We start from the raw sequence: 25,880 nt of genomic DNA, 5'->3' as shown, positions 1-25,880 counted from the left end.
AGCACTCCCGCACGAGCGCGCGCGCCGCGGGCACGGTCGATGGGCCGGATGCTTGCGGTGCGCGTGTTCGGCATGCTCGCGGTGCTGCTGGTGCTGTCGGTGCTGGTCTTCTCGCTCATGCACCTGGCCCCCGGCGACATCGTGAAGAACCTGCTGGGCAACCGTCCCTCCTCGCCGGAGGCGGTGGCGGCGATCCGAGCGCAGTACAACCTCGACGACCCGGCGTGGCTGCAGTATCTGAAGTGGCTCGGCGGGTTCGTCACCGGCGACCTCGGCCAGTCGATCCGGCTGCAGGTGCCCGTCGCCGACGCGATCTCGCAGCGCCTGGGCATCACGCTGGCGCTGTGCGCGGTGGCGTTCGTGCTCGCGCTCGCGGTGGCGGTGCCGCTCGGCGTGCACAGCGCCGTGCGCGCCGGCGGCTGGGCCGACCGCTCCGCGAGCGGCCTGGCGATCGTGGGGCTGAGCGCCCCGACCTTCGCGGTCGGGCTGCTGCTCTTGTACGTCTTCGCGTACTACCTGCCGCTGTTCCCCGTCTACGGCGCCGGCACCGGGGGACTCGACACGCTGTGGCATCTCGTGCTGCCGGCGATCACCCTCGCCGTGGGGCTCGGCGCCATCATCGTCAAGCTGACCCGCACCGCGATGCTGCGCGAGCTCGAGACCGACTACGTCACCGCCGCGCGGGCCCGCGGCATCCCCGAGAAGGCCGTGCGCCGCATCGCCCTGCGCAACGCCGCCATCCCCATCGTCACCGGCGCGAGCCTCGTGCTCACCTTCCTCGTCGGCGGCACCGTGCTCGCCGAGACCGTGTACGCGCTGCCGGGTCTGGGCACCCTGCTGCAGGACTCGGTGCTGTTCAAGGACATCGCGGTCGTGCAGTCGCTGACGCTGCTGGTCGCCGTCGTCATCGCGGTGATCGCGCTGCTCGCAGACCTCGCGTACCTGCTGCTGGATCCGCGGCTGCGCCGCACCGGGAGCCTCGCATGACCGCCGCGCTCGAGCTGGTCAGCGCTCCCACGGTCCGCCGCCGGCACCGGCTGCCGGTGACCGTTGCGCTGGCCCTCGGCATCCTCGCGCTCACCGCGCTCGCGGTGGTCTTCGGCGGTGTCATCTATCCCGACGCGACCCGGCAGGACATCCTCTCGGGCCTCTTGCCCGCGGGGACCCCCGGATACCCGCTCGGCACCGACGAGCTGGGCCGCGACATCCTCGCCATGACCGTCGCCGGGGCGGCATCCGCCCTCGTGGGCCCGGTCGTCGTCGCCGCCGGCTCCATGGTGCTGGGGATCGTGCTCGGCACACTCGCCGGCTACGAGCGCGGCTGGCTCGACATCGTGATCAGCCGCTGGACGGACCTGCTGCTGGCGCTGCCGGTGCTGCTGGCGGCGATCGTCGTGTCGGGGGTGTTCGGCGGCGGCTACTGGGTCACCGTGGCCCTGCTGATCCTGCTCTTCTCGCCGTCCGACATCCGCATCGTGCGCGCCGGGGTGCTCGAGCAGACCGCCCGCCCGTACATCGAGGCGGCGCGGATGCTGTCGCTGTCGCGCTGGCGGGTGATGTTCCGGCACATCCTGCCGAACGTGTCGACGCTCGTGCTCACCAACGCGATGCTCAACGTCGCGTTCGCGCTGGTGGCGTTCTCGTCGCTGTCGTTCCTCGGGGTGGGGGTGCCGCCCGGCACCGCCGACTGGGGGCGCCAGCTCACCGACAACCGGGCCATCATGTTCGAGAACCCGTGGGCCGTGGTCGTGCCGGCGGTGCTGATCATCGTCGTCGCCGCCGCGGTCAACCTCGTGGGCGACTGGATCGGCCAGCGCCTCTCGCAGGTGGGAGTGGCGCTGTGACCGGCGTGCAGATCACCGGGCTCACCGTCATCGGCCACGACGGCGCCATGGTGCAGCCCCTCGACGCCGACATCGCCCCCGGCCGCACGCTCGCCGTCATCGGCGAGTCGGGCTCGGGCAAGACGCTCACCGCGAAGTCGCTGGTGGGCCTGCTTCCCCGCGGCTTCCGCGCCGAGGGCTCGGTGCGCATCGACGACACGACCATCGAGCTGACTGCGGGCGACGCGACCTGGCGCACGGTGCGCGGCGGCATCGTCACGCTGCTGCTGCAAGACCCGTTCACGAGCCTGTCGCCGGTGCACCGGTGCGGCGAGCAGATCGGCTGGACGATGGATGCCGCGGGCCGGCGCCTGAGCAGAGGCGACCGCGACCGGGCCATCGCCGAGCGGCTCGCCGAGGTGAAGCTGCCCGCGCGGGTCGCCCGCGCCTACCCGCACGAGCTCTCCGGCGGGATGCGGCAGCGGGTGGCGATCGCCGCGGCGCTCGCGGCGAATCCGCGGCTGATCATCGCCGACGAGCCGACCACCGCGCTGGACGCATCCAATCAAGCCGAGATCCTCGATCTGCTGCGGGCGATCCAGCGCGAACGCGAACTGTGCGTCATCCTCATCTCGCACGACCTGGGACTGGTGCGCGGCCGCACCGACGACGTCCTCGTGATGCGCCAGGGCGAGGTCGTCGAGCGCGGCGCCACCGCCGACGTGCTCTCGCAGCCGCGGCACGCGTACACCCGCGCCCTCATCGACGCCGATCCGGCGCTGGCCGGAAGGACCGCCGCGGCGCCGGTGGTCGCGGAGGGCGATGACGCACCGCTGCTGCGCGTGACGGGCCTCGTCAAGGACTTCGGCGAGCGCCGCGTGCTCGACGACGTGAGCCTCGAGATCGGCGCCGGTCGCATCGCCGGGGTGGTGGGGGAGTCGGGGTCGGGCAAGTCGACTCTCGCCCGCTGCATCGCCGGCCTGGAGCGCGAGGACGCCGGAGTCATCGCCTTCGACCGCGTCGAGCTCGCGCCGGGGCGATCCTCGCGCACGCCGGCGCAGATGCAGATCGTCTTCCAAGACCCGTACTCGTCGCTGAACCCGATGATGTCGATCGGCGCGATCCTGCGCGAGGCGCTGCGCGTCGCCCGACGCCCCGCCGGCGAGGTCGGGTCGCTCCTGGAGATGGTGGGGCTGCCTGTCGAGTTCGCCCGCAAGCGCCCCGCCGAGCTGTCCGGCGGCCAGCGACAGCGCGTGGCCATCGCTCGCGCGCTCGCGCCCTCGCCGCGCCTCCTCATCTGCGACGAGTCGGTCTCGGCGCTGGATGTCTCGGTGCAGGCGCAGATCCTCGCGCTGCTGGCACGCCTGCGCGACGAGCTGGGCATCGCCATCCTGTTCATCTCGCACGACCTCGCCGTCGTGCGCATGCTCGCCGACACCGTCACCGTCCTCTGGGACGGCCGCGTCGTCGAGTCCGGCCCGTGCGCGCAGGTGCTCACCGAACCCCGCCACGAGTACACGGCGCTGCTGGTGGCGGCGGCGCAGCGCGAGAACTCCACGATCACCGTCGGCTCTGCCGGAGAGGACAGCACCGAATGACTGCAGCATCCCGGATCGACAGCGTCGCCGACGCGACCGCCATCGCCGACGAGCTGGCGCGGCTCGGCGTGCCCGACGAACGGGTGCAGCGCTGGCAGCTCGCGCGGGATCCGTACCGGCCGGAGGTGACGGTGGAGACGGATGCCGCGGGCACGCTGCAGGCGGCAGCCCTCACCACCGCCCGGCCTGCGACGGCGGCGACGAAGATCGTCGATCTGTGGTGGCGGGGCGAGGATGCGGGGCAGCGGGTCCTGGCGGAGCTGATCGCCGCGGCCCGTTCGCGAGGCGACGTCGCCTTGAAGTGGGAGGTGCCCCTCGGCGCCGAGCTGCCGGCCTTCGCGGCGGCGGCCGGCTTCGTTGCGATGCGGCGACCCTGGGCTGCCGTGGGCACCGAGGCGGTGCAGGGCTTCGTGCTGTGGCTGCAGCCGGGGCCGATGCGGGAGTTCGGCTACTACGCGCAGACCACCCTGTTCACCTGCGGTGCTGTGGCGGCGCTCATCGCGGCGGAGGATGCTGCGGCCGGCGGCTTCGACGGCGGCGCGGGCGACCGCGACCTCGAGCTCGAGTTCTGGCGCGGCGCCAGCAATTACCCGGCGTGCGAGCCGGTCGGGCTCGCCGTCGCGCTGCGCGACCGCATCGGCGGAACGCCGATCGAGGTGCACCTCGACCTCGACGGCCCGGCGCTGCTCGAGGGGTACACCGGGTTCGAGCACGACTTCCGCGCGCTGCTGCAGCAGGAGTCGCACCGGCAGGCGGCCGAGCGCGGCATCCCGGTGCACCGCGAGCGGGTCGAGATCGCCGAGGTGATCCGGCGCGTGGTGGCAGGGGAGCGCGCGCTGCTGCTCATCGACGAGGCGCCCATGCACGGGGACGCAGGGCCCCACTGGGTCATCGCCCATGCGGTCGTCGGCGGCGCCGCGGTGATCGAAGACCCGTGGGTGAACGTCGAGACCGGCGAGACGTGGGTCGACAGCCACGCGCTGCCGGTCGCGCCAGAGGACCTCGACCGGCTGGTGCGCTGGGGCGAGGACGGGTACCGGGGGGTCGTGTTCGTCGGCGGGGTATGACGCCGGCCTGCGTGGGCTGTCGGTTGTCAAGCCCTGCATCCGCCGGGGCTGAGATCTCTACTGTCTGGTGACAGCGGCGCGTTCCCGAGCGGGCGCGTGGCCGGCACAGGAGGTTCCCGATGTCGACGATCTCGGTCGTCATTCCGGTGAAGGACGACGAGCGGATGCTGTCGCGGTGCCTGCGCGCACTCGCGCTGCAGTCGCGCACTCCGATGGGGTGGACGTCGTAGCCCATCCGCTCCGTCTAGGAACGGCGGCCGCTGCGGAACGCAATGTGCTTCGGGACCGTGAACTGGTCCATCGCCACTGTGGACAGATCGGTGCCGAAGCCGGATTCTTTGACACCGCCGAACGGCATTTCCGCGACGGTCGCGCCGTGGGCGTTCACCCAGATAGTTCCCGCATCGATCTGGTGGGACACGCGGAACGCGCGATCTGTGGATGCAGTCCACACGGACGCCGCCAGTCCCTGGCTTACGCCGTTCGCAAGCTGGATCGCCTCGTCCTCGTCGGCGAACGTGGACACTGTAACGACGGGTCCGAAAATCTCTTCCTGCGAGATCGTGTCGTCATGTCGAACGCCATCCAACACTGTGAGCGGGTAGTAGAAACCACCCTCCGGACAGTCGACCGGAGTGGCCCGCTCTATGTGCTGGTTGCTAAGAGCCTCGTCGACAAGGCCGCCAACGCGGTCCAGCTGAGCCGCAGATACGAGCGGGCCGACATTGGTGTCCGCCGCAAAGGGATCACCGACGACGCTCTCGGCGGCTACCTCACGGACGACACGCACGACATCGTCCTTGATGCCCGGTGCGGCGTAGATCCGGCTCGCGGCGTGGCAGTCCTGACCCGTGTTGCGGAACGCCGCCATGAAGTAACCCTCGCGGAACAGATCGAGGTCGGCATCGTCGAAGACCAGCACCGCCGCATTGCCCCCGAGTTCCAGTTGCAGCCGCTTCAGCGAGTCGGCGGCGTCACGCATCACGGCACGCCCGGTAGCTGTCCCGCCGGTGAGGGCGATCATGTCGACCTCTGGCGAGCGGGTCATCGCTCTACCCGTCTCAAGCCCACCGGTTACGACGTTCAATACACCGGCTGGCAGTACCTCCGCCGCCAGGGCACCCAACATGAGCGTGGACAGCGGCGTTTCGGGAGAGGGCTTGAGCACGACGGTGTTCCCAGCTGCCAGCGCTGGAGCGATTTTCCAGATCGCCATCGCGAACGGATAGTTCCAGGGCGTGATGGCACCGACGACACCGACAGGTTCTCTCCGGATGAAGCTCGTCAGGGGCTTGCGGTACTCGTTCGCTGCGATGCCGGGGAGGATACGGGCCGCCCCGGCGTAGAACCGGATCTTGTCGACAGCACTCGCTATCTCGGCGGGGACCATGGACAGGGGCTTGCCGACGTCCAGCGACTCCAGCAGGCTGAGATCTTGAGCACGCCTTTCAACGACGTCTGCGAGTGCCAGCAATGCCCCGGCTCGCTGCCGTGGTTCCAGGTCACGCCACGCGGGATACGCCCGCCGCGCGGCGGAGGCGGCGGCGGCGACACCGTGCGCCCCGACGTCAGGAATCTCGATGACGCCGACGCCGGTGGATGGATCGAAGACGGTGAAGCCCTGCTCCGAATCCGTGTACGGTCGCCCATCGACTAGCGGCGCCAACCGATAGTCCTCGACTCGGGGGCGTGGGGTCGTCGTACTCATGCCTCTATCCCTTGTCCACGGAGAATATGAGTGAAGGCTAACATGCGTTAGGTCACACGTGAAGGGGTCGCCGAAGTAGGCGGGACGGGGTCAGAAGTCCGGAACGCCGAGTATCCTCGCCGCGAGCTGTGACAACCGGGCGGGGCGGTCGTCCGGCTCGCCGGCCCGCGTGGCGCCTACAGTCCACTCGGGCGCCTGGTCACAGAGAACGCGTAGTGCGACGGCGCTGTCCTCGGGGTCCTGTGTTGCGGCAACGATTCGGACAAGAGAGAGGTGATAGGCGTGGTAGAGCGCTTGCGTACGTCGAATGCTTGACAGTGCTTCGTCACTGAGCACGCCGAGCACACCGAATTGATTGATCGCAGCATCCCAAGCCATAGCGCGCTCACCGACCTCGAGTTGCCACTGGACGTGCCTACGGAACAGCGACCTGAGTTGCTCCAACGGTGTCATCTCGAACCGAATCTCGCGCGTGATGTATTCCAAGAACTGATCAAAGGTGGCTTGTAGGGCAAGGTGCAGCATCTGCTCCTTCCCTTCCGGGCAATGTGCGTAGATGCTGGCGGCCTTGATTCCCACTTCCTTCGCGATGTCTCGCATGGATGTGCCGGCATAGCCTCGGCGCGTGAACATGGTCATCGCAGTTGCCAAGATCTTGTCCCGAGTGGCGGAGTTGACGCCGTTGTTCGCTCGCACCTCGCGCAAGTGCAGAGTGATCGCGAGCAAGCGGTCCCGGCTGTCCGTCGTGTCGCGGTGATTCATCTCCTCGCATCCTCGATCGGTGGGCCAAGTCTAGTTCCCCGGCGCTACTCGCGAAGGCTTGACGGTAAACCTAACAAGCGTTAGCGTCATGCCTGTGATTGACCCGTCGATGATGACACCCAGCAGTGCAGGCTCGCCATGGGAGCTCGAACCCGCGCTGGCACGCGGAGTCTCGTCCGGAGCCCGACTTCGACGGGAACCGCTGATCCTCGATCGCGCGAAAGGAGCGCAGATCATCGCCGAGGATGGGACGCGACTGACGGACTACATGCTCGCGATGGGGCCGATGCTCCTCGGCCATGGAAACGAAGAGGTGCTCGACGCCGTGCGGAGGCAGCTCCACGATGGAGTGCTGTTCGGCACGACACGCGGAGAACTCGACCTCGCGGATCGCCTCGCCTCGATCCTGCCGCACGTCGACCGCGTCGCGTACGTCACCACGGGAAGCGAAGCGACCGCTTTGGCAATCCGGATCGCCAGGGGCACGACGGGCCGGCGGCTGATCGTCAAGTTCGAGGGCCACTATCACGGGTGGCTTGATCCATTGTTCGCGAACACTCAGAGCAACACGCCTGCCCCTGCGTCGACGTTCCCTGTGCCGACGACGCACAGCGTCCGAGGGCAACCGGCCCCGGGCGACATCATCGTCATCCGCTGGAACGATGTCGACGAGATCACGCGTGTGTTTGAAGAGCACGGGGCGAGCATCGCGGGGGTCATCCTCGAGCCCATCCCGATGAACTTCGGCGTCTTCCTCCCCGACAGCGCGTTCATGACCGCGATGCGGGAACTCTGCAGCCGCCATGGCGCACAACTCATCTTCGACGAGGTGCTCAGCGGATTCCGTCTAGCGCTCGGCGGCGCAGCCGAACTGCTCGGCGTGCAACCTGATCTGGCGGTGTACGCGAAGGCTATCGCCACCGGATTCCCTATGGCTGTTGTCGCGGGGACGAACGCCGCCATGGCATCGATCGTGTCCGGTCCAGTTCAACCGGCCGGCACCTACAGCGGGCATCCGGTTTCCATCGCCGCCGCGCACGCGACACTTGACGTGCTGGAGCGCGAGCAACAGTCGCTCTACTCCTCTTTGGCGTCTCTCGGTGCGCGCCTCAGCGATCACATCGAGGCGGCGGCGTCTGCCACAGGCAACCCGATCCGCGTGAATCAGGTCGGCTCCGTCCTGCAGCTGTTCTGGGGAATCGAGCGCGCGCCTCAGTCGTATGCCGAGGCCTATCGCAGCGATCGTGCCGTTGTGGGTTCGATTGCCGAGGCACAGTTGCGGTCAGGGGCCCTCGTCGCCCCACGAGGTCTCATTCTGCTCAGCGCAGCGCATACAACAGCCGACATTGATGCGCTTGGAAGTGGGCTCCTGCAAGCCGTCGAGAACGCCGCGTGGGCGTCGAGTCACCGAACCGAGAGACGCAATGAGCGCACCTGACGGGAAGGGACCGAACGTTGTCGTCGTCGGCGCAGGCGTCGCCGGGCTCAGCGCGGCCGTGCACGCGGCGCGTCTGGGAGCGCAGGTGACGATCTTGGAGCAGCGGACGCTCTCGGCCGGATCATCGGGATTGTCGGCTGGCATCTTCAACCGGCAGACCTTCGATCCGGTCGACCTCGCGTTTCGGGTTGAGAGCGGTCGCCAATTCGCCGACCTCGAGAAGGAAACGTCCTTCCGGATTACGCGAGCCGGATATGTTCGGCTCGCACGATCTCAAGACCAATGGGATCTCGTGCTTCGAACCATCCGAGACGGGGACTTTCCGGACACCACTCTCTTGAACCCCCGCGAGGTCGCGGATCTCATACCCGGGATGCGTCTCGACGATGTCGTCGGCGCGATGTACGGCTCACGAGACGGGTATATGGATGGCCCGGAACTCTGCGCAGCTTTTCTTGAGGTGGCACGTCGGCGTGGCGTCTCGTTCCGTGCCGGTGTCGAGGTGTTTTCGTCGGAGCAGACACCCGGTGGGTTGAACCTCATCACAAGCGATGGTGAGCTGCGAGCCGACGTCGTGATAGACGCGGCCGGTCCTTGGCTCACCGAGGTGGGGCAACGTCTGGGTGTGAGTCTGCCCCTGTCGAATCAGCTCCACGAGATCGCGCTGCTATCAGTCCCGTCGCTGGCGAACGTGAACGTTCCGACCGTGCAGACCTACTTCCCTGGTTCTGGTGAGAACGCGGTCTACGTCCGTCCGGAAGGCGCCGGGCGGTTCCTCGCCGGTCTCCACTCGTATGAGACGCACGGCGAGGAAGCCGATCCAAATGCCCCAGTCGGAAGGGCTTCCGAGGATCACCTTGAAGAACTCGTCGAACACCTCGCCGACAGATTCCCCGGATGGGAAGATGCGGGCATCGAAGCCGGATGGTCCGGCATCTACCCGCTTAGCCCGGACGGGAAGTTCATTATCGGCCCGACGGCCGAGAACGCCCGCGTGATTGCGTTGGGCGGTCTTGGCGGCGTCGGATTGACCGTCTCGCCGGCGGTAGGACAGCTCGCCGCCGAGTGGGCCGTGCTGGGTGAAGCGCGGCTGTTCGGCTTTGCGGATCAGCTGCTCCCATCACGATTCGGGGGCCACTCGTGACCCGTGTGCTTCTTACCAACGATGACGGATTCAACGCTGCCGGTCTGGATGCGAGCATCAGCGCGATGCGCTCCGCCGGCTACGACGTCGTCGTTGTGGCCCCGGACGGTAACCGTAGTGCGATGGGGCACCGCGTCACCGTGCGCGAGACCATCGAGCTCACCCATCTTTCCGCAGAGCCAGGTTTCGACGTATGGAGCTGTTCTGGCACGCCCGCTGATTGCGTGCGCATGGCGTTCTTCGAGGAGACGATTGGCTCCCTCGACCTAGTCGTCTCAGGGATCAACCACGGCGTCAACCTGGGAGAGGACGTGTTCTACTCCGGCACATTCGCCGCAGCTGCCGAGGCGGCTTTCCTCGGCCTGCCCGCGATGGCAGCTTCCCAGGCCGGGAGGCATGCCGATCCTGGCTTCCTCAGCGAGCACCCCGAGGAGTTTCCGCACGCGGAGTACCTGGCGCGGGCTGTCGACGCGATGCTGACCCTGGGGCCGAACTCAGGCGTCGTAGTCAACGTGAACTTCCCGGCAAACGCTCCGCACGACGAGGTACGGAAGAGCCCCCTCGGTTCGCGGGACTGGACGATGTCGGGCATCGTGTCGGAGCTCACGCCGACAGGAATCGTCGTTCCCACGCCGTGGGCGCGCGATCCGCTGCCGACACCAAGCCCGGGTACCGACTTCGACAACGTCGTCCATGGATACACCGCCGTGACAGCGTTGCAGGTGCGTTGCGGTCTCCGTGAGGACGAAGCAGCGTGGAAGCGGCTCGTCGATGCAGGTTTTCCGCTCCGGCTGAACTTGGGGGCTGTGTCATGACCGAACGTTCCGAGATCCCACTCATCGCACTCGCAGGCGGGGTACCCGACCAGATCGCCTTCGTCGTGGAAGACCTATCCACCGCAATGCGCCGCTGGGGCGTCACTGCCGCTGACGACCACTGGCGCATCTGGACCTACGGGCCGACGATGATCGAGGAGCAGACGTACCTTGGTGAACCAGCCCACTACTCGATGCTGCTCGCGATGAACGGAACACGACCGCAACTCGAACTTGTGCAGCCGCTGGATGGGCCGAGCATCTATCACACGTGGCGCAACGCGGGCAGGACGGGCGTTCACCACCTCGGCTACTACGTCGACGACATCGGCGAGGCGATCGGCAGGATGCAGGATGCGGGTTTCGCGTGCGTGCAGACGGGTGCCCGGTATGGAGCGGATGGCACGGGTAAGTTCGCCTACTTCGACACCGTAGAGGCGCTCGGCTTCTACCTCGAGGGAATCCAGGTGCCGACTGAACGACGTGCGCCCGAATCTGTGTGGCCCGAAGGAGGTAGACGATGAACGCGACGGACCGGCTCGCGCAAGCGCCAACCGTCCAGCGCGCCAGGGATGTGCTGGCAGTAACCGAGGTGCTGGATGTCCAGAAGGACGTTCGCATTCGGCCGTTGGAGGGGGGCGCGAGCAACGAGAACTTCCTCGTCGAGGATGGTGGCGACCGGTTCGTCCTCCGCCTCGCCTGCTCGACAGAGCATGCTCAACGGTTCGCGCTGGATCGCTGGGACGGCTACGAAGCACATCAGGCGGCCGCCGGCGCGGGCATCGCGCCGAGAATGCGCGCGGTTGCGCTCCCGGCCGGCCACACCGTCATCGACTTCGTCGACGGCGAGGTCATGGACCAGGATTCGATCCGAGTCGGGCGCCGCTTGGAGCTGGCCACAGTCGCGCTCAAGCGGGTGCACACCGCTCCGCACACCGATCTCGGCGGGTTTGACGCATTGGTGGAAATCGATCGCTTCATCTCGATCGCGCGTGCGGAGAACCTTCGGCTGCCTGACGATATTGAGTCCTTGCGGCAGCTCTCCGCCGAAATCCGCGACGTCTTCGGATGGGTCGATGTGCCACCCATGCTCTGCCACAACGACGTGCAGCTGGCCAATCTCATCGTCGATGCCGAAGAACGCATGTGGGTGATCGACTGGGAGTACGCCGGCATGGGCAACCTCTACTTCGACCTGGCGATGCTCGTGAACAACGCAGAGCTCGACCGGACAGGCATCGGCCGCGTCGTGACGGTCTATTTCGGCATCGATCGCGAGACCGATCGCGCGCGCATCGAGCTGGAACGGTTCCGCTCCGCGCTTCGGGAGGCGCTGTGGTCCGTCGTGGCCGCACCGGTGCTGACAACGAGCTGGGACTACGCCGCATGGGCGGAGAGGTTCTTCGCGTCTGCGCGACGCATCGCAGCTCGAGTCGCAGAACAGGGCCTGCTAGCGGAAGCCGGTCCGCAGACCACCGACAAGGACGTCTTCGAGAGGGTGATGAACGCATGAGTGACATGACAGCAGTCGTGACTGGAGGGTCCAGCGGGATCGGGGAGGCCACTGCCGCCCTATTGGCTGCTCGCGGGTATGAAGTGACAATCATCGGAAGGAACGAATCGCGGATCGCGAGGGTATCCGCGATCGATGATCGCATCGACGGTGTCGTGGCCGACCTGTCCGATCCGGCTGCGGCGCGTCAGACCATCAGCGAGATCGGCGATCGAACAGGAAGCATCTCCGTGCTCGTGAACGCGCACGGCATCCTGGGCACTCCGACGCCGCTGGAGCGCATCAGCGATCAGCAGTGGGATGAGATGCTCAGCACCAACCTGCGCGGACCGATAACGACGACCACCGCGGCCGTACCATACCTCCGGGCTGCAGGCGGCTCGGTGGTGAACGTCTCGTCCATCAACGCCATACAGGCTGAGCCGTGGATGGCGCCTTACGGCGTTGCCAAGGCGGCTCTCGTCGGCTTCACGAAGTACGCAGCGGCAGATCTCGCCCCCTATGGCATCAGGGTCAATGCCGTGCTGCCAGGGTGGGTTCGCACACCGATGGCGATTCCATACTTCGAGGAGGCAGGGGTCCTGGACGCTCCCGTCACCACGAACTTTCAACAGCGGGCGGCCGAACCGCGCGAACTCGCTGAAGTGATCGCCTTCCTGGCCTCACCTGCGGCCAGTTACGTGACGGGTGAATGCGTGGTTGCCGACGGCGGCCACTGGATCAACATGCGTGAACTCGCGCCCGTCGCTGACAGTGACGACGGAGAGCACTGAGCGTACTCCCACCGTATTCGACCAAAAGAAGGAAAGGAGCTCGAGCCGATCCTGCTCGAGCACGAAGAGAAAGACCCGAACAAGGAGGAATGACAATGTCGTCTATCACCATCATCGGCGCCGGGCTCATGGGTTCCGCGCTCGCAAGAGCGTTCAGTGCCGCCGGTCACGACGTGAACGTCTGGAACCGCACATTCGAGCACGCAAGGGCCGTGGGGGAGGGAACGGTCGCCGTGGAATCGCTTACGGAGGCTGTGCGCGACCGGGAGATCGTGATGATCTCGGTATCGACCTACGATGCAGCAAGCGAGATCCTTTCGCAGGAGGGTGTCGCGGAGGCGCTCCGCGGGTCCACGATCGTCCAGATCACCAGCGGCGCCCCATCGGATGCCCGGCGCGGACTCACCTGGGCGCAAGAGCATGGCATCGGATACCTCGACGCCGCCATTCTCGCCTACCCGGCTTTCGTCGCCACAGAGTACGCGACCGTGTTCTACTCCGGCGACTCAGCACTGTTCGACCGTCTTCGTCCCGCGCTCGTCGCGATCGCCGAAAACACGGTCTACATGGGCGAAGCGATTGGCGCAGCCAACACGATCGACTGCGCGATCCTCACCGCGTACTACGGCGGATCGCTCGCAGTTCTTCAAGGGGCGCAGATGTGTGCGGCGGAGGGCATGGGAACGGATCAATTCTTCGCGTACAAGGACGCCTACGTCGGTCTCGTGGCAATCACGTCGGACGCGGCGGCCCCAATGGTCGCGCAGGGCGATTACAGCGGGAACCAGTGCAGCATCGACACCCATGTCGGGGCCATCCGGCATCTGCTCGCGCTGTCGAAAGACGCCGGCATCAGTTCCCAACTGCCGCAGCACTTGTTCGATGCGTACTCGAAGGCGCAACGAGCCGGCTACGGAAAGAAGGAGCTGCCCGCGGTCTTCGAAACCCTCCGCGCCGACTGACGCATCCCCGGGGAGGCCCGCTTCGGCAGCCGATCCTCGCCGTTGCCTGAGCGGCGGATGGGAGCGCCCACGTGCAATCCATGGAACGAAAAGATCCCGAAGGGAGCACAGTGTTCGATCTCGCATCCAAGACTGCGTACGTCACCGGGGCCGGTTCAGGCATCGGGCGCGCGGTTGCACGACGCCTCGCCGCCGCCGGCGCGCGTGTCTACCTGCTCGACGTTGATGAGACGGCAGGTGCGGCCGCGGCCGACGAAACGAAGGGAACCTTCATACGAACGGATGTTGCCGACGAGTCATCAGTGCGCGCCGCAATGGCGCAGATCCGAGACGAAGTCAGACTCCTCGACATCGCGGTGAACAATGCGGGCATTGCCTTGCCGCTGTCGTCGATCGAGGCGACAACTCCAGAGCACTTCGACCAGCACCTCAGGGTGAACACACTGGGCGTGCTGAACGGTATGAGGTTCGCGGCTCCGATCATGCGGGACGGTGGCAGCATCATCAACACCGCCTCAGTGCTCGGGATACTGGGCACCCCAGGGTATGCATCGTACGCCGCATCCAAGTTCGGCGTTGTCGGCATCACAAAGGTGGCGGCCGTCGAGTTCGGCGCTCGCGGCATCCGCGTCAATTGCATCGCACCGACAACGGTGGACACACCGATGCTTGACACGTTCCCTTCAGCCCGACAGGAAGCGGCCGCATACGCACACGCAGCAGCGCTCGGCCGCATCATCGAGGCGGATCATGTTGCGGCACTCGTCCACTTCCTGGCTGCTGACGATTGCCCTGTTGTCACCGGGCAGGCGATCCCGATCGATGCGGGCATCACGGCCGGGGTAAGCGCGGCGGCGTGGGCAATGGCTGCTGAAGGCGGATCGGCGGAGCGCGTGTCATAGCACCTCACGACGTACTGACAGATACCCGACACGAATCAATTACATGAAGGGGCCTAGAAATGGCATCTAAGAAGAGGATGCACCTCGAAGACGAGGCGCATCTGGCAACCCTCGGCTATAAGGGCGCATTCAGTCGATCTATCAACATCTGGGCCAACCTGGCCCTTGGCTTCACCTACCTTTCGCCGCTTGCGGGGGTGTACTCGCTGTTCGCATTCGGTCTCGCAACGGGCGGGCCGCCGTCGATCTGGTGGATCGTGATCGTCGGCGCCGGACAGATGCTCGTGGCGCTCGTCTTCGGTGAGGTGGTTTCGCAATTCCCGATTGCTGGCGGCGTCTACCCCTGGGCCAGACGACTGTGGGGCAGAAGGTACGCATGGATGGCTGCCTGGGTGTATATCTGGGCCATCATCGTTACCATCACCGCTGTCGCAGAGTTCGGTGCAGGATTCATCGCGAGTCTGTTCGACCTTGAAACGAACAGAGATACCTCACTGATCTTCGCCCTCGTGATTCTGGCTCTTGCACTGCTTGCGAATTTCAGCGGCACAAAGGGGCTCGCAAGAATCGCGAGGATCGGACTCATGGCTGAGCTCATCGGAGTCGTGGGTCTCGGCCTCTACTTGTTCATCTTCCAGCGCAAGAATGACTTCTCTGTGTTTTTCGACACAATGAACGTCGCGGGAAGTGGAAGCTACCTCTCCGCTTTCTTCGCGGCAGCGGTGGTGGGACTTTTCCTTTTCTATGGCTTCGAAGCTTGCGGAAGCGTCGCGGAAGAGACTTCTAACGCGGCCCGAACCGTGCCTCGGGCGATGATTCTCACGATTGCGGTGGGAGGCGTGTCCGCACTCTTCTCGTTCGCGGGATACGTCCTTGCGGCGCCCGACTTGCCGTCGATCGTCAGCGGCGAGAATGCGGATCCCATTCCGTCGATTCTCGAGAGCACGCTTGGTCCGGTCGGTGCGAAGATCTTCCTTGTCGTCGCCATCGCCGCGTTCCTTTCGTGCACGCTGAGCCTTCAGGCGGCGGTCAGCCGACTCATCTACTCGTTCGCTCGTGACGGGATGATTCCGGGCCACCGCTGGCTGGCGCGTGTTTCCAAGTCGAAGGTGCCCGCGAACGCACTGCTGGTGGCGTGCGTCGCACCGGCGCTGTTCTGCGTACTGATCTGGGTCAACGACGGAATACTCGTCGCGGTGACATCCTTCGCGATTCTCGGCATCTATGTTTCGTTCCAGATGGTCGTTCTCGCTTCGCTACGTCAGAGAATCAAGGGATGGCGCCCGGCGGGCCCCTTCAACCTCGGCGTCATAGGCACGGTGATCAACGTCCTCGCTCTCGCATACGGTCTGTTCGCGATGGTTCTGCTTGCGACACCCGGATCAAGCGGCGACTTCTTCCAGGACTATGTCGTGTTGATCGGGCTCGGGGTGGTGGTCATCACGGGCTTGATCTATCTCTTCACCGCGAGGCCCGACAAGAAGTCCGATGCGCCCGAGAATGATGCGATTGCTGTGGCCGAACAAGTTCGCACCATGACGGGCGCGAACAAAGTGGTCTGAGCTGGGCGGGGTCGAGGCGCCGATGCTGCGCGCCTCGACCCCGTGCTTGCGAACTCCATGCCGCTGGGTGGAGCAAGTCCTGCTTCGCCCCATACTCCAGGGCAAGCACGCAGGTCAGGCGTTTCGCACCGTCGTCGTGCACTGGCCCGACGACCTGCCGCCCGTGCGGGTGGCGCGACGGGCGCCTCGGCACACGCTCGCGCTGCGACCCTCCCCTCGTCTCTAGCGCGAGGAGCGCCTGCGACGCAGCACCGCACCTGCGAGCACGGCGACGGCGATGTAGGGGCCGAGGACGATGAGCGGGTCCATCCACGAGTGCTTGAGGTCGACCCGGCCGCGTTGCAGCCGAGAGGCGATGGGGCGACGTCCGGCTTCGCCGAGCACACCCGACTGGGTGATCGGGTTGTCGGGGCGCCGCGTCAGGAGGGAGCGCAGGTGTGCGCCTGCGGCATCCACTCGATCTCCGATGATCAGCAGCAGCCAGTGCGCCGCCTGCGCTTCGCTGTAGGTGTCATACGCGAGCCGACGGATGCGGCCGGATACTCCGTGCAGCGGCTGGGCCGTGCCGAACACCGGCGTCAACCGCTGGTGTTCGACGGACCGCTCACGTCTCCCGTCCGAGGGCTGCTGCTCGGGAAGGTCCCAGTGCGCGCCGGTGACGATGCCGGGCTGCTCGCGGGGGAACGCGGGGCGATCGGCGGGGTCGAGGTCGGCACCCCAGCCGGGGATGCGTGAACGCAGGGCGTCGGCGCTGGGTGCACGGCTCGGCCTGTCAGAGGTGTACGGCATTCTGTTCGCTCCTTCGTGACTCGGTGCCGCTCACGACACCGGAGAGATCACCGGCTTGATGATGTCGTCGAGCTTCGCTGAGAAGATGTGGTAGCCCTCGGCGATGTGATCCAGCGGGAAGCGATGCGTGATCAGGTCACTGGGCTTGAGGTACCCCGCCCGGATGTGCTCGAGCAGACGCGGCCACTGCCGCTTCACGGGTGCCTGGTTCGTGCGGATGGTGAGCCCCTTGTTCATCGCGTCGCCGAACTTCACCGCGCTGAACAGCGGCCCGTAGGCGCCCATCACCGAGACGGTCCCGCCCTTGCGGACCGAGTCGATGGCCCAGTTCAGCGCGACGGGCGACCCGCCCTGGAGCTTGAGCTTGGCGGAGGTCACGTGCTGGAGGACGTGACCGTCGGCCTCGGCACCGACGGCGTCGACGGCGACATCCGCGCCCAGGCCGTCCGTGGACTGCTTCAGCACGCGGACGATGTCGTCGAGCGCGCCGAAATTGACCGTCTCGGCGAAGGAGAACTGCTCCGCCTTGCGAAGCCGGTAGTCGAGATGGTCGACGACGATGACCCGCCCCGCCCCCATGAGCCAGCACGAGCGCGCCGCGGCGAGACCCACGGGCCCCGCGCCGAAGACGACCGCCGTGTCGCCGTCGGCGATATCGGCGAGTTGGGCACCGAAGTATCCGGTCGAGAACGCGTCTGTGAGCATGAGCGCATCCTCGCTGTCGATGTCGTCGGGGATGACCGATGGGCCGACATCGGCGAACGGCACCCGCACACGCTCCGCCTGCCCGCCGTCATACCCGCCGCTGGTGTGCGAGTAGCCGTAGATCCCGCCGACGGCGGTCGCGTTGGCATTCACGTTGTGGCAGTTCGAGTACAGGCCGCGCGCACAGAAGAAGCAGCTGCCGCAGTAGATGTTGAACGGCACCATCACGCGGTCGCCGACGCTGATGCTCTGCACCGACGAGCCCACCTCTTCGACCGTGCCGACGAACTCGTGCCCGAACGTGTGACCGATGCGCGTGTCAGGCATCATGCCGTGATACAGATGCAGATCCGATCCGCAGATCGCCGCCAGCTCGACCCGCACGATCGCGTCGTTGGGGTGCTCGATGACCGGATCCGGCTTGTCCTCCACCCGGAGCTTGTACGCCCCGCGGTAGGTCATGGCTCTCATGCGCGCTCCCGTTCCTCGTGAGACCGGCCACCGATCCGGGCTGCTCAGTTTTCCGAGATCTCGGCGACCGTTTCGGCGGTCTGCGTCGCCGAGAGCGAAAGGGCCACGTCGGCCTGGCTGATGATGCCCACGAGGTCATGCCCGTCGATCACCGGCAGACGCCGCACCTGGTGATCCTGCATCACCTGCAGAGCCTCTCGGATGTCGTCGTCGGCGCCGACCGTAACGGGCTTTCCCTCGGCCAGGCTGCCGGCGGTCACGACCGACGGGTCGCCGCCGTCGGCGATGCATTTGACCACGATGTCGCGGTCGGTGAGCATGCCTTTCAGGCGGTTGTCCGTTCCGCAGATCGGCAGCGCCCCCACGTCGAGTTCGCGCAGCATCCGCGCCGCATGCTGAAGCGAATCGCCCTCCCCGATGCAGGTGACATCGGTGGTCATGATCTCTCGCGCAGTGGTCATCGTCCGTTCCTTCCCGGATGTCGTGCGGTCAGGCTAAGTCCGAGCTGCCCAGCTTCGTATGGGGCTTGACAACGCTCGGCGACCACGGAGCGAACGCCGCCCCCGCCTCGCGTTCTGCTAGCCTTTCGACGCCGTGCGGCAGAGCGAGGAGGTGATACCCATGAACCGATCGACGTGGGTGCTCCTCGGTGAGGTCACGGTCGGGCGATAGGTCGTCCGGGAGCGCCATCGAACAGCACTCCCGAAGGGCACGACCGTGAAATTCACCTCTGAGGCACAGCTCGACGACGGCATCGTCGAGCGCGCATTCCGGCTCGGCGACGTTCCCGGCATCCTGTGGATGCCGGGATCCACCTCTTCCTCTCCGATTCCGCTCATCCTGATCGGCCACCCCGGCGGCCTGGGTCCGCTGCGCGCGCGGCTGGTCGCCCGGGCGCGCGGCGCTGTCGAGCTGGGGTTCGCTGGGGCGGCGCTCGAGCTCCCCTGGAGTGGGGAGCGGCCGGGCTCTGACTCGGCGCAACAGGCACGCGCCGAACTGCGTGCGGCGATCGCGCACGGTCAGCGGCCGAGCGAGGAGGTCATCGACCGCCTGATCCTGCCGCTGGTCGAGCGGGCGGTGCCCGAGTGGCAGGCAGCGCTCGATGCGCTCGAGGCGGTGCCCGATCTGGGCGGACCGGTCGCGATCTCGGGCGGGCCGATCGCGATCGGCACCCGGCTGGCGCGTGTCGAGCCGCGCATCGCGGCCGCCGGACTCTTCGCCGGCAGCTACATCCCGCGCGCGATCATCGAGGAGGCGAGGGACGTCACGGTCCCGCTGCACGTGCTGCTGCAGTGGGATGACGCGGGCAACGACCGGGAGCGGGCGCTGGAGCTCTTCGACGCGTTCGGCTCGACGGAAAAGACGCTGCAGGCGAACCTCGGCGGGCACACCGGCATCCCGTGGTTCGCGGCCGAGGACGCCGGGCGGTTCTTCTTGCGGCACCTCACAGCGGCGAGGTGACCCGGGCCTACGGGCCCTGCGGCTTCCCGTCGGCGTCGTACTGCTCCCAGTGCCCCTCGGACACGACCTCGACCGTGCCGTCCACGACGGCGATCGCGGTCTGCTCGTCGATCGCGTACGAGGGCACGCCGAGTGTCGGAGCCCAGCGGCGCGCGGCTTCGAGCGTGTTCTCCGACCAGCCGGGGTAGTCCAGGTGCGGGAAGATCGCGAAGTCGACGACGCCGAGCGTCTCGTCCGGGCCATCGGGCTGCCAGTCGGTGAAGTGCCGGCCGATGCGAGGGGCCATGACCATGCTCCCGGCACTCACCCCGACCCACACCGTGTCACGCAGCTCGGGGAGCAGGTCGGCAAGTCCCGATCGGCGCATCCAGTGGGCGAGGTAGACCGCTTCGCCGCCGTCGACGAGCAGCACGTCGGCATCGTGCACCCACGGCATCCATCGCTCTTCCGCGATCGTGGGCAGCGCTGTCAGCTCGAGCACGCCGACGGACTGCCAGCCGAGACCGCTGAGGCCGACGGAGCCGTCCGACCTGCCCGCGATCGAGTCGTACATCGCTTGCGGCGAGCAGGCGGGCTGGCCCCATTGCGCGGTCGGGATCAGGAGCGCGCGCGACTGCGCGATGGGCTTGCCGAGCAGCTCTTCGAGCTTGGCGCGGATGCTGTCGTTGGTGACGCCGCCCGAGGTGAGCAGCAGCTTCAAGAGCGACATGGATGCCTCCGCAGCACGTAGCGAACGGAGTGAAGCTAGCACGCGAGCCACCGCGAGAAGCGAGCCTGGACGCGGCGGCGGGAGTCGAACCCGCGACACTGCCGGGTATGAACCGGAGCCCGGCACCAGCCGGATCGCCGCGATGCCCCCACGGTAGGCGGATCGGGCGACATCGTCACGGCGCGTGACGGGATGTGTCCGCGTGCGACGTCTTGTTGCGTGGGGGTGAGACCGGGCGCGGCGATTCGCGCGGGTAGGGTCGAAATGTGTCGACGACTGCCGCCAAGCCGCCTGGAATCTATCGAGAAGCCGACGGTTCACGCGTCGCCCAAGCCGAGGCTCTGCGCGTCTGGCTGTTCGGCTGTGATCCTCTCTGAGTCCGCAGGACGACGACACGTTCGATCTGGACGACCAAGCAAGGATTGGTTGAGCGGGCTTCCCGCTGATCATTTCAGGACGCCTGGTACGGTCACATCCGTGACGAGTGAGCAGGTGCGGAAGGCTCTGGCGGACTTCGTGCGAGAGCGAGAGTGGGCGAAGTTTCACACTCCCGCGAACCTTGCAAAGAGCATCTCTATTGAGGCGGGCGAACTGCTTGAGTGCTTCCAATGGGGCGAGGTCGGTGACGAAGCTCGAGTGCGCGATGAGTTAGCGGACGTCGTCACTTACTGCACGCTGCTGGCCGCGCGGCTCGGTCTTGACCTGGATGAGATTGTGCTCGACAAGCTCGCCGTTTCTGCAAAGAAGTATCCGGTGGATCGTGCCAGGGGCAGGAGCACGAAGTATGACGCCCTTTGAAGTCGAGCGAATTCCCTTCTCGTCACCAGCGATCTCCCGCTGGGCTGCTGGAGACGAACGTCGTAGCAATTGGCCGGTTGTCTATGTGCTCGACAGCGGAGATTCCTCCGATATTTCGTACGTCTACGTGGGCGAGACAGTCAACGCGACTTCGCGCATGCGTCAGCATCTCGCAAACCCGGCGAAGAGTGTCTTTCGCAGCGTGCGCGTGGTCATCGATGAGACCTTCAACAAATCCGCATGCCTCGATCTCGAGTCACACCTGATCAGGTGGCTCGCGGGCGATGGCCAGTTCACGGTCATGAATGGCAATGAGGGCATAATCGATGCCCGCTACTACAGCAGGGATCTATACCGCGAGAGCTTTCGCGACATCTTCGAGAAGTTGCGAGCGGATGGGATATTCCAGCGCACAATTCCGGAGATCGAGAACAGTGATCTCTTCAAGCTGTCGCCTTTCAAGGTGCTCACGCCTGAGCAGGCAGTCGCCGTCGAGAACATAGTGGAGGATCTCTTTGAGGCGCTAGACACCCAGACATCGTCAGCGAGTGTGATCGAAGGTCAGCCTGGTACGGGCAAGACGATCGTCGCGATCTTCCTTATGAAGCTTCTTGCAGACATCAGAGACTACGACGACAACGAAGAGATCGAACCCGACTCCATGTTCGCTGAGTTCTTCGTGCATGGGAACCGCGAGCTACTTGCCGGGCTCCGAATCGGTTTCGTCGTGCCGCAGCAGTCCTTGCGGGAGTCGATCAAGCGTGTGTTCAGGAAGACGCCGAAGGTGAGTGAGTCGCAGATCCTGACGCCGTTCGATGGCGGGGCTTCGGACGAGCCTTGGGATCTGCTCATCGTGAACGAGACTCATCGCCTGAACCACCGTGCGAATCAGTCGTCGGGGGTTAACAACAAGCGCTTCAGGGTGATCAACGAGAAGCTGTTCGGAAAGGATGACCCGTCGAAGACGCAGCTGGACTGGATACGTTCTCAAAGTCTGCATCAGATCTATTTGCTGGACACGGAACAGACGGTGCGACCGGCGGACCTTCCGGCAGATGTCCTACATTCCCTCGTGGATGAGGCTCGGCGGAATCAACGACGATATCCGCTGGCCTCGCAAATGCGGGTGCGCGCCGGAGCAGACTACGTCGACTACGTGCGGGCGCTCTTGCGAGGCGAGGCAGCTATCGCGCCCCCGGATTTCGGCGACTACGATCTGCGGTTCTTCGACAATCTTGCGGAGATGCAACGTGAGATCCGTCATCGGGACAACGAGTACGGCCTTGCTCGACTCGTGGCCGGATACGCGTGGGACTGGAAAAGCCGGCGTGACAAGAGCGCGTTCGATATCGAGTTGGACGGCGTCCGTCTTCGGTGGAACAGCCAAGCAAAGGACTGGATCAACAGCCCCAGGTCCGTTGACGAGGTGGGATCAATCCACACCGTTCAGGGATACGACCTTAACTATGCTGGCGTCATTATCGGCAACGACCTCCGATACAACCCGCTGTCGCGCCGCATCTTCATCGATCGTGACTCGTACCGCGATTCCAAGGGCAAGGAAAACAACAAGCAGCGTGGCATCGTCTACACGGACAGCGATCTCCTCGAGTTCATCCGCAACATCTATGGTGTTCTCCTTACGCGCGGAATGCGGGGCACGTATTTATACGTGTGCGATCCCGACTTGAGGCGGTACTTTGTGCAGGCGCTCGGGGCGCGAAGGCTCTCGCCAGGTAGCGGATCTTCGAACTGCCGCGCTCTCCCGGCGGGTCAGTGACTGTGGAGGGTTGCCCAGGCGAGGAGACTGTCGATCCGTCGGATGTCGGCGCCCCTGGTGAGCTTCACTTTGATGTGGCCGGCCTTCGTCCATAGCTCGACCTCCGCGTCGCGGTCGAGCATCCCGCCGGCGTTCTCCGTCGACCACATGTGAATGGAGCTGTAGGGCAACGAATAGATCTCGACCTTCTTGCCCGTGATGCCCTGGGCATCACGGACGATCAGTCGCTTCGTCGTGAATGTGGCTGAGTCGCGGAACGTCTTGAACGATGCGACTGCAGTCTCACCCTCCACGAGCAGCTCGTTGAGGTCAGCGGGCGTTGGGATCTCCTTCTGCAGAGTCCAGGCGAGAATGGCAGCGGTTTCGGCCATGTCGAGAGCTCCTTATTGCTCGTGCGCGGGTCCCACACCCGCGGGTGGCCCAGGCTACCGCGCACCGTCCGTGGTTCGGGCTCACTATCGGAGAGTGCACGCCCGCCACCGGCATCCGTCCCCACCACCAACCGACCGTCACCGCCCGCACGTAGACTCGAAGGGCCATGACCGATGCCTCCACGCCCATCGTTGTCGGCGGCGACCGCGGTCCGCAGACCGGTGCGCCCCGGCCCGATGAAGACCTCCTGAAAGGGCTCAATCCTCCGCAGCGCGCGGCGGTGGAATACCGCGGCCCGGCGCTGCTGATCGTCGCGGGTGCGGGGTCTGGCAAGACCCGCGTGCTGACGCATCGCATCGCGAGCCTGCTGCGCAACAGAGAGGCGTGGCCGAGCCAGATCCTCGCGATCACGTTCACCAACAAGGCCGCCAACGAGATGCGCGAGCGCGTCGAGGCGCTCGTCGGAGATGCCGCGCGCGGCATGTGGATCTCGACGTTCCACTCCGCGTGCGTGCGCATCCTGCGGCGCGAGGCCGAGCGCTTCGGGTTCACCAAGTCGTTCACGATCTACGACTCGGGCGATTCGCGCGCGCTCATCAAGCGGCTGGTGAAGGATCTTGAGGCGGATGCCTTCGGTCACTCGCCCGCGAGCGTCCAGAGCCGCATCTCCAAGCTCAAGAACGAGCTCGCCGACGCGGAGTCGTACGCCCGGCAGGCGAACATGAGCGACCCCGCCGAGCGCGCATTCATCGACGTGTTCAGCGCCTATCAGCGAGAGCTGCAGCGCGCAAACGCCTTCGACTTCGACGACCTCATCGGGCAGACGGTGTATCTGTTCCGCGCGTTCCCGGAGGTGGCCGACACCTACCGCCGGCGGTTCCGGCACATCCTCGTCGACGAGTACCAGGACACCAATGCCGCGCAGTACGCGCTCATCCACGAGCTGACCCGGCCGATTTCGGGCGAGACGTCGTACCGGCCGTTGCCGGACCAGCGGGATGACCAGCCTCTCGTGCTCGTCTCCGACGTTTCGTCTCGGGCCTCCGGCCCTCGCTCAACGACCGGAGAGGGCGGCGACGAACCCGCATCCCTCACCGTCGTCGGGGACTCAGACCAGTCGATCTACGCGTTCCGCGGCGCCGACATCCGCAACATCTCCGAGTTCGAGCGCGACTTCCCCGGCGCCCGGGTCATCCTGCTGGAGCAGAACTACCGGTCGACGCAGAACATCCTGGACGCGGCCAACGCCGTGATCAGCCACAACTTCGACCGCAAAGACAAGAAGCTGTGGACCGACGTCGGCGCCGGTGAGCCCATCATCGGGTTCACCGGCTACTCGCAGCACGACGAGGCCCAGTTCGTCGCCGACGAGATCGAAGAGCTGCACCGCGCCGGCGTCGGCTACGGCGAGATGGCGGTGTTCTACCGCACCAACTCGCAGTCGCGTGCGCTGGAGGAGATCTTCATCCGCTCGGCCCTGCCGTACAAGATCATGGGCGGCACCCGCTTCTACGAGCGCGCCGAGATCAAGGACGCGATGGCGTACCTCATCGCCGTCGCCAACCCCGCCGACGAGATGGCGGTGCGCCGCATCCTCAACAAGCCCAAGCGGGGCATCGGCGGTGTCACCGAGGCATCCATCGCCCGCTATGCCGCCGACGAGGGCATCACCTTCCGCGACGCCCTGGCCAACGCGTCGGCACTCGGCGTCGGCCCGAAGATCCAGGCCGCGATCTCCCACCTCGACGCCGTGCTCGCCGAGGCGACTGAGATCATGCTTCCCTCCAGCGGCGAGGTGCCGCCGCCGACCGCCGTCGCCGACGGTCTCACGTTGCTGCTGAGCAAGAGCGGCTACTCCGACGCGCTGCGCGCCAGCCGCGACCCGCAAGACGAGGCGCGGCTCGAGAACCTCGACGAGCTCATCGCCGTCACGCGCGAGTTCGCCCGCAACAACCCCGAGGGGACGATCGTCGACTTCCTCGCGGAGGTCGCGCTGGTCTCGGACGCAGACGACCTCGAGGATGCCTCCGGCTCGGTGTCGCTGATGACGATGCACACCGCCAAGGGACTCGAGTACGATGCGGTGTTCGTCACCGGCGTCGAGGAAGACCTCATCCCGCACCGCATCTCGGCTGGCGAGCCCGGCGGACCGCAGGAGGAGCGGCGCCTCTTCTACGTGGCGCTCACGCGCGCCCGCAAACGCCTGCACCTGTCGCTCGCGATGACCCGGGCGCAGTTCGGTGAGATCTCGGTGGCCATGCCGAGCCGGTTCCTGCAGGAGATCCCGCCGCAGCTCATCGACTGGCGGCAGTCGCCGGGGGATGTGAACTCGCGCGGCGGGGCCCGGTCGCGGGCGTTGAACGCGCGCCCCTCGACGGGCTCGGGGAGCGGTTGGGGCGGCTCGGGGAGCGGGCGCGGGGGCTCGGGGAGCGGGTCGAGCGGCTCGGGGAACGGGTGGGGCGGTCGTCGCGGCGACGAGCCGCCGCGGCTGACGCCGAAGTCGACGTCGATCGAGCGGTTCCCGAACCGCATCCCGGCCAAGCTGCGCGATAACAGCGACCTCGAACTCGGCCCCGGCGACCGGATTCGTCATGACGATTTCGGCGAAGGGCGCGTCGACGCGATCACCGGCGAAGGTGCGAAGCGGGTCGCGCACGTGCGGTTCGATTCGGGCGGGGTCAAGAAGCTGCTCGTGAAGATCGCGCCCATCGAGAAGGTGTGACGCGGG

The 25,880-nt window shown here is 66.2% G+C and carries 24 protein-coding genes and 1 tRNA gene; 17 read left to right on the top strand and 8 right to left on the bottom strand.

The features are described 5' to 3' along the window. The first annotated feature begins 48 nt into the window (after positions 1–48). The 4 genes from ACIWQI_RS08190 to ACIWQI_RS08175 are packed head-to-tail and all read left to right on the top strand — an operon-like array spanning position 49 to position 4,488. Complete coding sequence (locus ACIWQI_RS08190) at positions 49–987, top strand: ABC transporter permease (RefSeq protein ID WP_396656653.1); 939 nt, start codon at positions 49–51, stop codon at positions 985–987. Next, on the top strand, positions 984–1,844 hold the full coding sequence (locus ACIWQI_RS08185) for an ABC transporter permease (protein ID WP_396656652.1): 861 nt from the start codon (positions 984–986) through the stop codon (positions 1,842–1,844). The genes ACIWQI_RS08190 and ACIWQI_RS08185 overlap by 4 nt, the downstream gene beginning before the upstream one ends. Then, a complete protein-coding gene (locus ACIWQI_RS08180; protein WP_396656651.1) occupies positions 1,841–3,421 on the top strand; it encodes an ATP-binding cassette domain-containing protein in 1,581 nt (526 codons plus the stop codon). The genes ACIWQI_RS08185 and ACIWQI_RS08180 overlap by 4 nt, the downstream gene beginning before the upstream one ends. Beyond that, positions 3,418–4,488, top strand: a complete 1,071-nt coding sequence (locus ACIWQI_RS08175) for a peptidase C39 family protein (protein ID WP_396656650.1) — start codon at positions 3,418–3,420, stop codon at positions 4,486–4,488. The genes ACIWQI_RS08180 and ACIWQI_RS08175 overlap by 4 nt, the downstream gene beginning before the upstream one ends. Before the next feature lie 244 nt (positions 4,489–4,732). Here the strand turns inward: ACIWQI_RS08175 and ACIWQI_RS08170 are convergent, their stop codons facing one another. Next, complete coding sequence (locus tag ACIWQI_RS08170) at positions 4,733–6,196, bottom strand: aldehyde dehydrogenase family protein (protein ID WP_396656649.1); 1,464 nt, start codon at positions 6,194–6,196, stop codon at positions 4,733–4,735. Positions 6,197–6,286: 90 nt separating this feature from the next. Beyond that, positions 6,287–6,958 (bottom strand): TetR/AcrR family transcriptional regulator, encoded by a 672-nt coding sequence (locus ACIWQI_RS08165; protein ID WP_396656648.1) that lies wholly within the window; start codon positions 6,956–6,958, stop codon positions 6,287–6,289. A gap of 88 nt (positions 6,959–7,046) precedes the next feature. On the opposite strand from ACIWQI_RS08165, the gene ACIWQI_RS08160 reads away from it, so the two are divergent. The 9 genes from ACIWQI_RS08160 to ACIWQI_RS08120 all read left to right on the top strand — a co-directional run bounded on the left by ACIWQI_RS08160 (position 7,047) and on the right by ACIWQI_RS08120 (position 16,067). Further along, positions 7,047–8,396 (top strand): aspartate aminotransferase family protein, encoded by a 1,350-nt coding sequence (locus ACIWQI_RS08160; RefSeq protein ID WP_396656647.1) that lies wholly within the window; start codon positions 7,047–7,049, stop codon positions 8,394–8,396. Further along, complete coding sequence (locus tag ACIWQI_RS08155) at positions 8,383–9,540, top strand: NAD(P)/FAD-dependent oxidoreductase (RefSeq protein WP_396656646.1); 1,158 nt, start codon at positions 8,383–8,385, stop codon at positions 9,538–9,540. Before ACIWQI_RS08160 ends, ACIWQI_RS08155 begins: the two co-directional genes overlap by 14 nt. Then, positions 9,537–10,355, top strand: coding sequence for a 5'/3'-nucleotidase SurE (gene surE / locus ACIWQI_RS08150; protein WP_396656645.1), 819 nt, complete (start codon positions 9,537–9,539; stop codon positions 10,353–10,355). Before ACIWQI_RS08155 ends, surE begins: the two co-directional genes overlap by 4 nt. Next, positions 10,352–10,879 (top strand): VOC family protein, encoded by a 528-nt coding sequence (locus tag ACIWQI_RS08145; RefSeq protein WP_396656644.1) that lies wholly within the window; start codon positions 10,352–10,354, stop codon positions 10,877–10,879. The genes surE and ACIWQI_RS08145 overlap by 4 nt, the downstream gene beginning before the upstream one ends. After that, on the top strand, positions 10,876–11,868 hold the full coding sequence (locus tag ACIWQI_RS08140) for a phosphotransferase (RefSeq protein WP_396656643.1): 993 nt from the start codon (positions 10,876–10,878) through the stop codon (positions 11,866–11,868). Before ACIWQI_RS08145 ends, ACIWQI_RS08140 begins: the two co-directional genes overlap by 4 nt. Continuing rightward, a complete protein-coding gene (locus ACIWQI_RS08135; RefSeq protein WP_396656642.1) occupies positions 11,865–12,641 on the top strand; it encodes an SDR family NAD(P)-dependent oxidoreductase in 777 nt (258 codons plus the stop codon). Before ACIWQI_RS08140 ends, ACIWQI_RS08135 begins: the two co-directional genes overlap by 4 nt. Next, on the top strand, positions 12,638–13,603 hold the full coding sequence (locus ACIWQI_RS08130; RefSeq protein WP_396656663.1) for an NAD(P)-dependent oxidoreductase: 966 nt from the start codon (positions 12,638–12,640) through the stop codon (positions 13,601–13,603). The genes ACIWQI_RS08135 and ACIWQI_RS08130 overlap by 4 nt, the downstream gene beginning before the upstream one ends. 80 nt (positions 13,604–13,683) lie before the next feature. Next, positions 13,684–14,505, top strand: coding sequence for an SDR family NAD(P)-dependent oxidoreductase (locus tag ACIWQI_RS08125; RefSeq protein ID WP_396656662.1), 822 nt, complete (start codon positions 13,684–13,686; stop codon positions 14,503–14,505). Between the two features lie 59 nt (positions 14,506–14,564). Beyond that, on the top strand, positions 14,565–16,067 hold the full coding sequence (locus tag ACIWQI_RS08120) for an APC family permease (protein WP_396656641.1): 1,503 nt from the start codon (positions 14,565–14,567) through the stop codon (positions 16,065–16,067). Between the two features lie 222 nt (positions 16,068–16,289). On the opposite strand, the gene ACIWQI_RS08115 is transcribed toward ACIWQI_RS08120, so the two are convergent. The 3 genes from ACIWQI_RS08115 to ACIWQI_RS08105 are packed head-to-tail and all read right to left on the bottom strand — an operon-like array spanning position 16,290 to position 18,493. Continuing rightward, complete coding sequence (locus ACIWQI_RS08115; protein WP_396656640.1) at positions 16,290–16,856, bottom strand: hypothetical protein; 567 nt, start codon at positions 16,854–16,856, stop codon at positions 16,290–16,292. 30 nt (positions 16,857–16,886) lie between these two features. Continuing rightward, complete coding sequence (locus ACIWQI_RS08110; protein ID WP_396656639.1) at positions 16,887–18,032, bottom strand: zinc-dependent alcohol dehydrogenase; 1,146 nt, start codon at positions 18,030–18,032, stop codon at positions 16,887–16,889. A 44-nt stretch (positions 18,033–18,076) separates the two neighbouring features. Then, a complete protein-coding gene (locus ACIWQI_RS08105; RefSeq protein WP_396656638.1) occupies positions 18,077–18,493 on the bottom strand; it encodes a CBS domain-containing protein in 417 nt (138 codons plus the stop codon). Between the two features lie 256 nt (positions 18,494–18,749). On the opposite strand from ACIWQI_RS08105, the gene ACIWQI_RS08100 reads away from it, so the two are divergent. Further along, on the top strand, positions 18,750–19,493 hold the full coding sequence (locus tag ACIWQI_RS08100; RefSeq protein ID WP_396656637.1) for an alpha/beta hydrolase: 744 nt from the start codon (positions 18,750–18,752) through the stop codon (positions 19,491–19,493). Positions 19,494–19,500: 7 nt separating this feature from the next. Here the strand turns inward: ACIWQI_RS08100 and ACIWQI_RS08095 are convergent, their stop codons facing one another. Further along, positions 19,501–20,193: a Type 1 glutamine amidotransferase-like domain-containing protein gene (locus tag ACIWQI_RS08095; RefSeq protein ID WP_396656661.1), complete on the bottom strand. Its 693-nt coding sequence runs from the start codon at positions 20,191–20,193 to the stop codon at positions 19,501–19,503. 75 nt (positions 20,194–20,268) lie between these two features. Further along, positions 20,269–20,344: transfer RNA gene (locus tag ACIWQI_RS08090), tRNA-Met, on the bottom strand. A gap of 335 nt (positions 20,345–20,679) precedes the next feature. Between ACIWQI_RS08090 and ACIWQI_RS08085 the strand changes: the two genes are divergently transcribed. Further along, a complete protein-coding gene (locus ACIWQI_RS08085) occupies positions 20,680–21,000 on the top strand; it encodes a nucleotide pyrophosphohydrolase (protein ID WP_396656636.1) in 321 nt (106 codons plus the stop codon). Next, the gene (locus ACIWQI_RS08080; RefSeq protein ID WP_396656635.1) at positions 20,987–22,780 is read left to right on the top strand and encodes a DNA/RNA helicase domain-containing protein; all 1,794 of its coding nucleotides are present in this window, start codon (positions 20,987–20,989) and stop codon (positions 22,778–22,780) included. The genes ACIWQI_RS08085 and ACIWQI_RS08080 overlap by 14 nt, the downstream gene beginning before the upstream one ends. Here the strand turns inward: ACIWQI_RS08080 and ACIWQI_RS08075 are convergent. Further along, on the bottom strand, positions 22,774–23,151 hold the full coding sequence (locus ACIWQI_RS08075; RefSeq protein WP_396656634.1) for a PH domain-containing protein: 378 nt from the start codon (positions 23,149–23,151) through the stop codon (positions 22,774–22,776). The genes ACIWQI_RS08080 and ACIWQI_RS08075 overlap by 7 nt on opposite strands. A gap of 167 nt (positions 23,152–23,318) precedes the next feature. Here ACIWQI_RS08075 and ACIWQI_RS08070 point away from each other — a divergent pair, with 167 nt between their 5' ends. Further along, positions 23,319–25,874, top strand: coding sequence for an ATP-dependent helicase (locus ACIWQI_RS08070; RefSeq protein ID WP_396656633.1), 2,556 nt, complete (start codon positions 23,319–23,321; stop codon positions 25,872–25,874). The last annotated feature ends 6 nt before the right edge of the window (positions 25,875–25,880 follow it).

This window comes from Microbacterium sp., from assembly GCF_044508325.1.
Lineage (GTDB): Bacteria > Actinomycetota > Actinomycetes > Actinomycetales > Microbacteriaceae > Microbacterium.
This window is presented reverse-complemented; position numbering and strand designations above follow the sequence as displayed.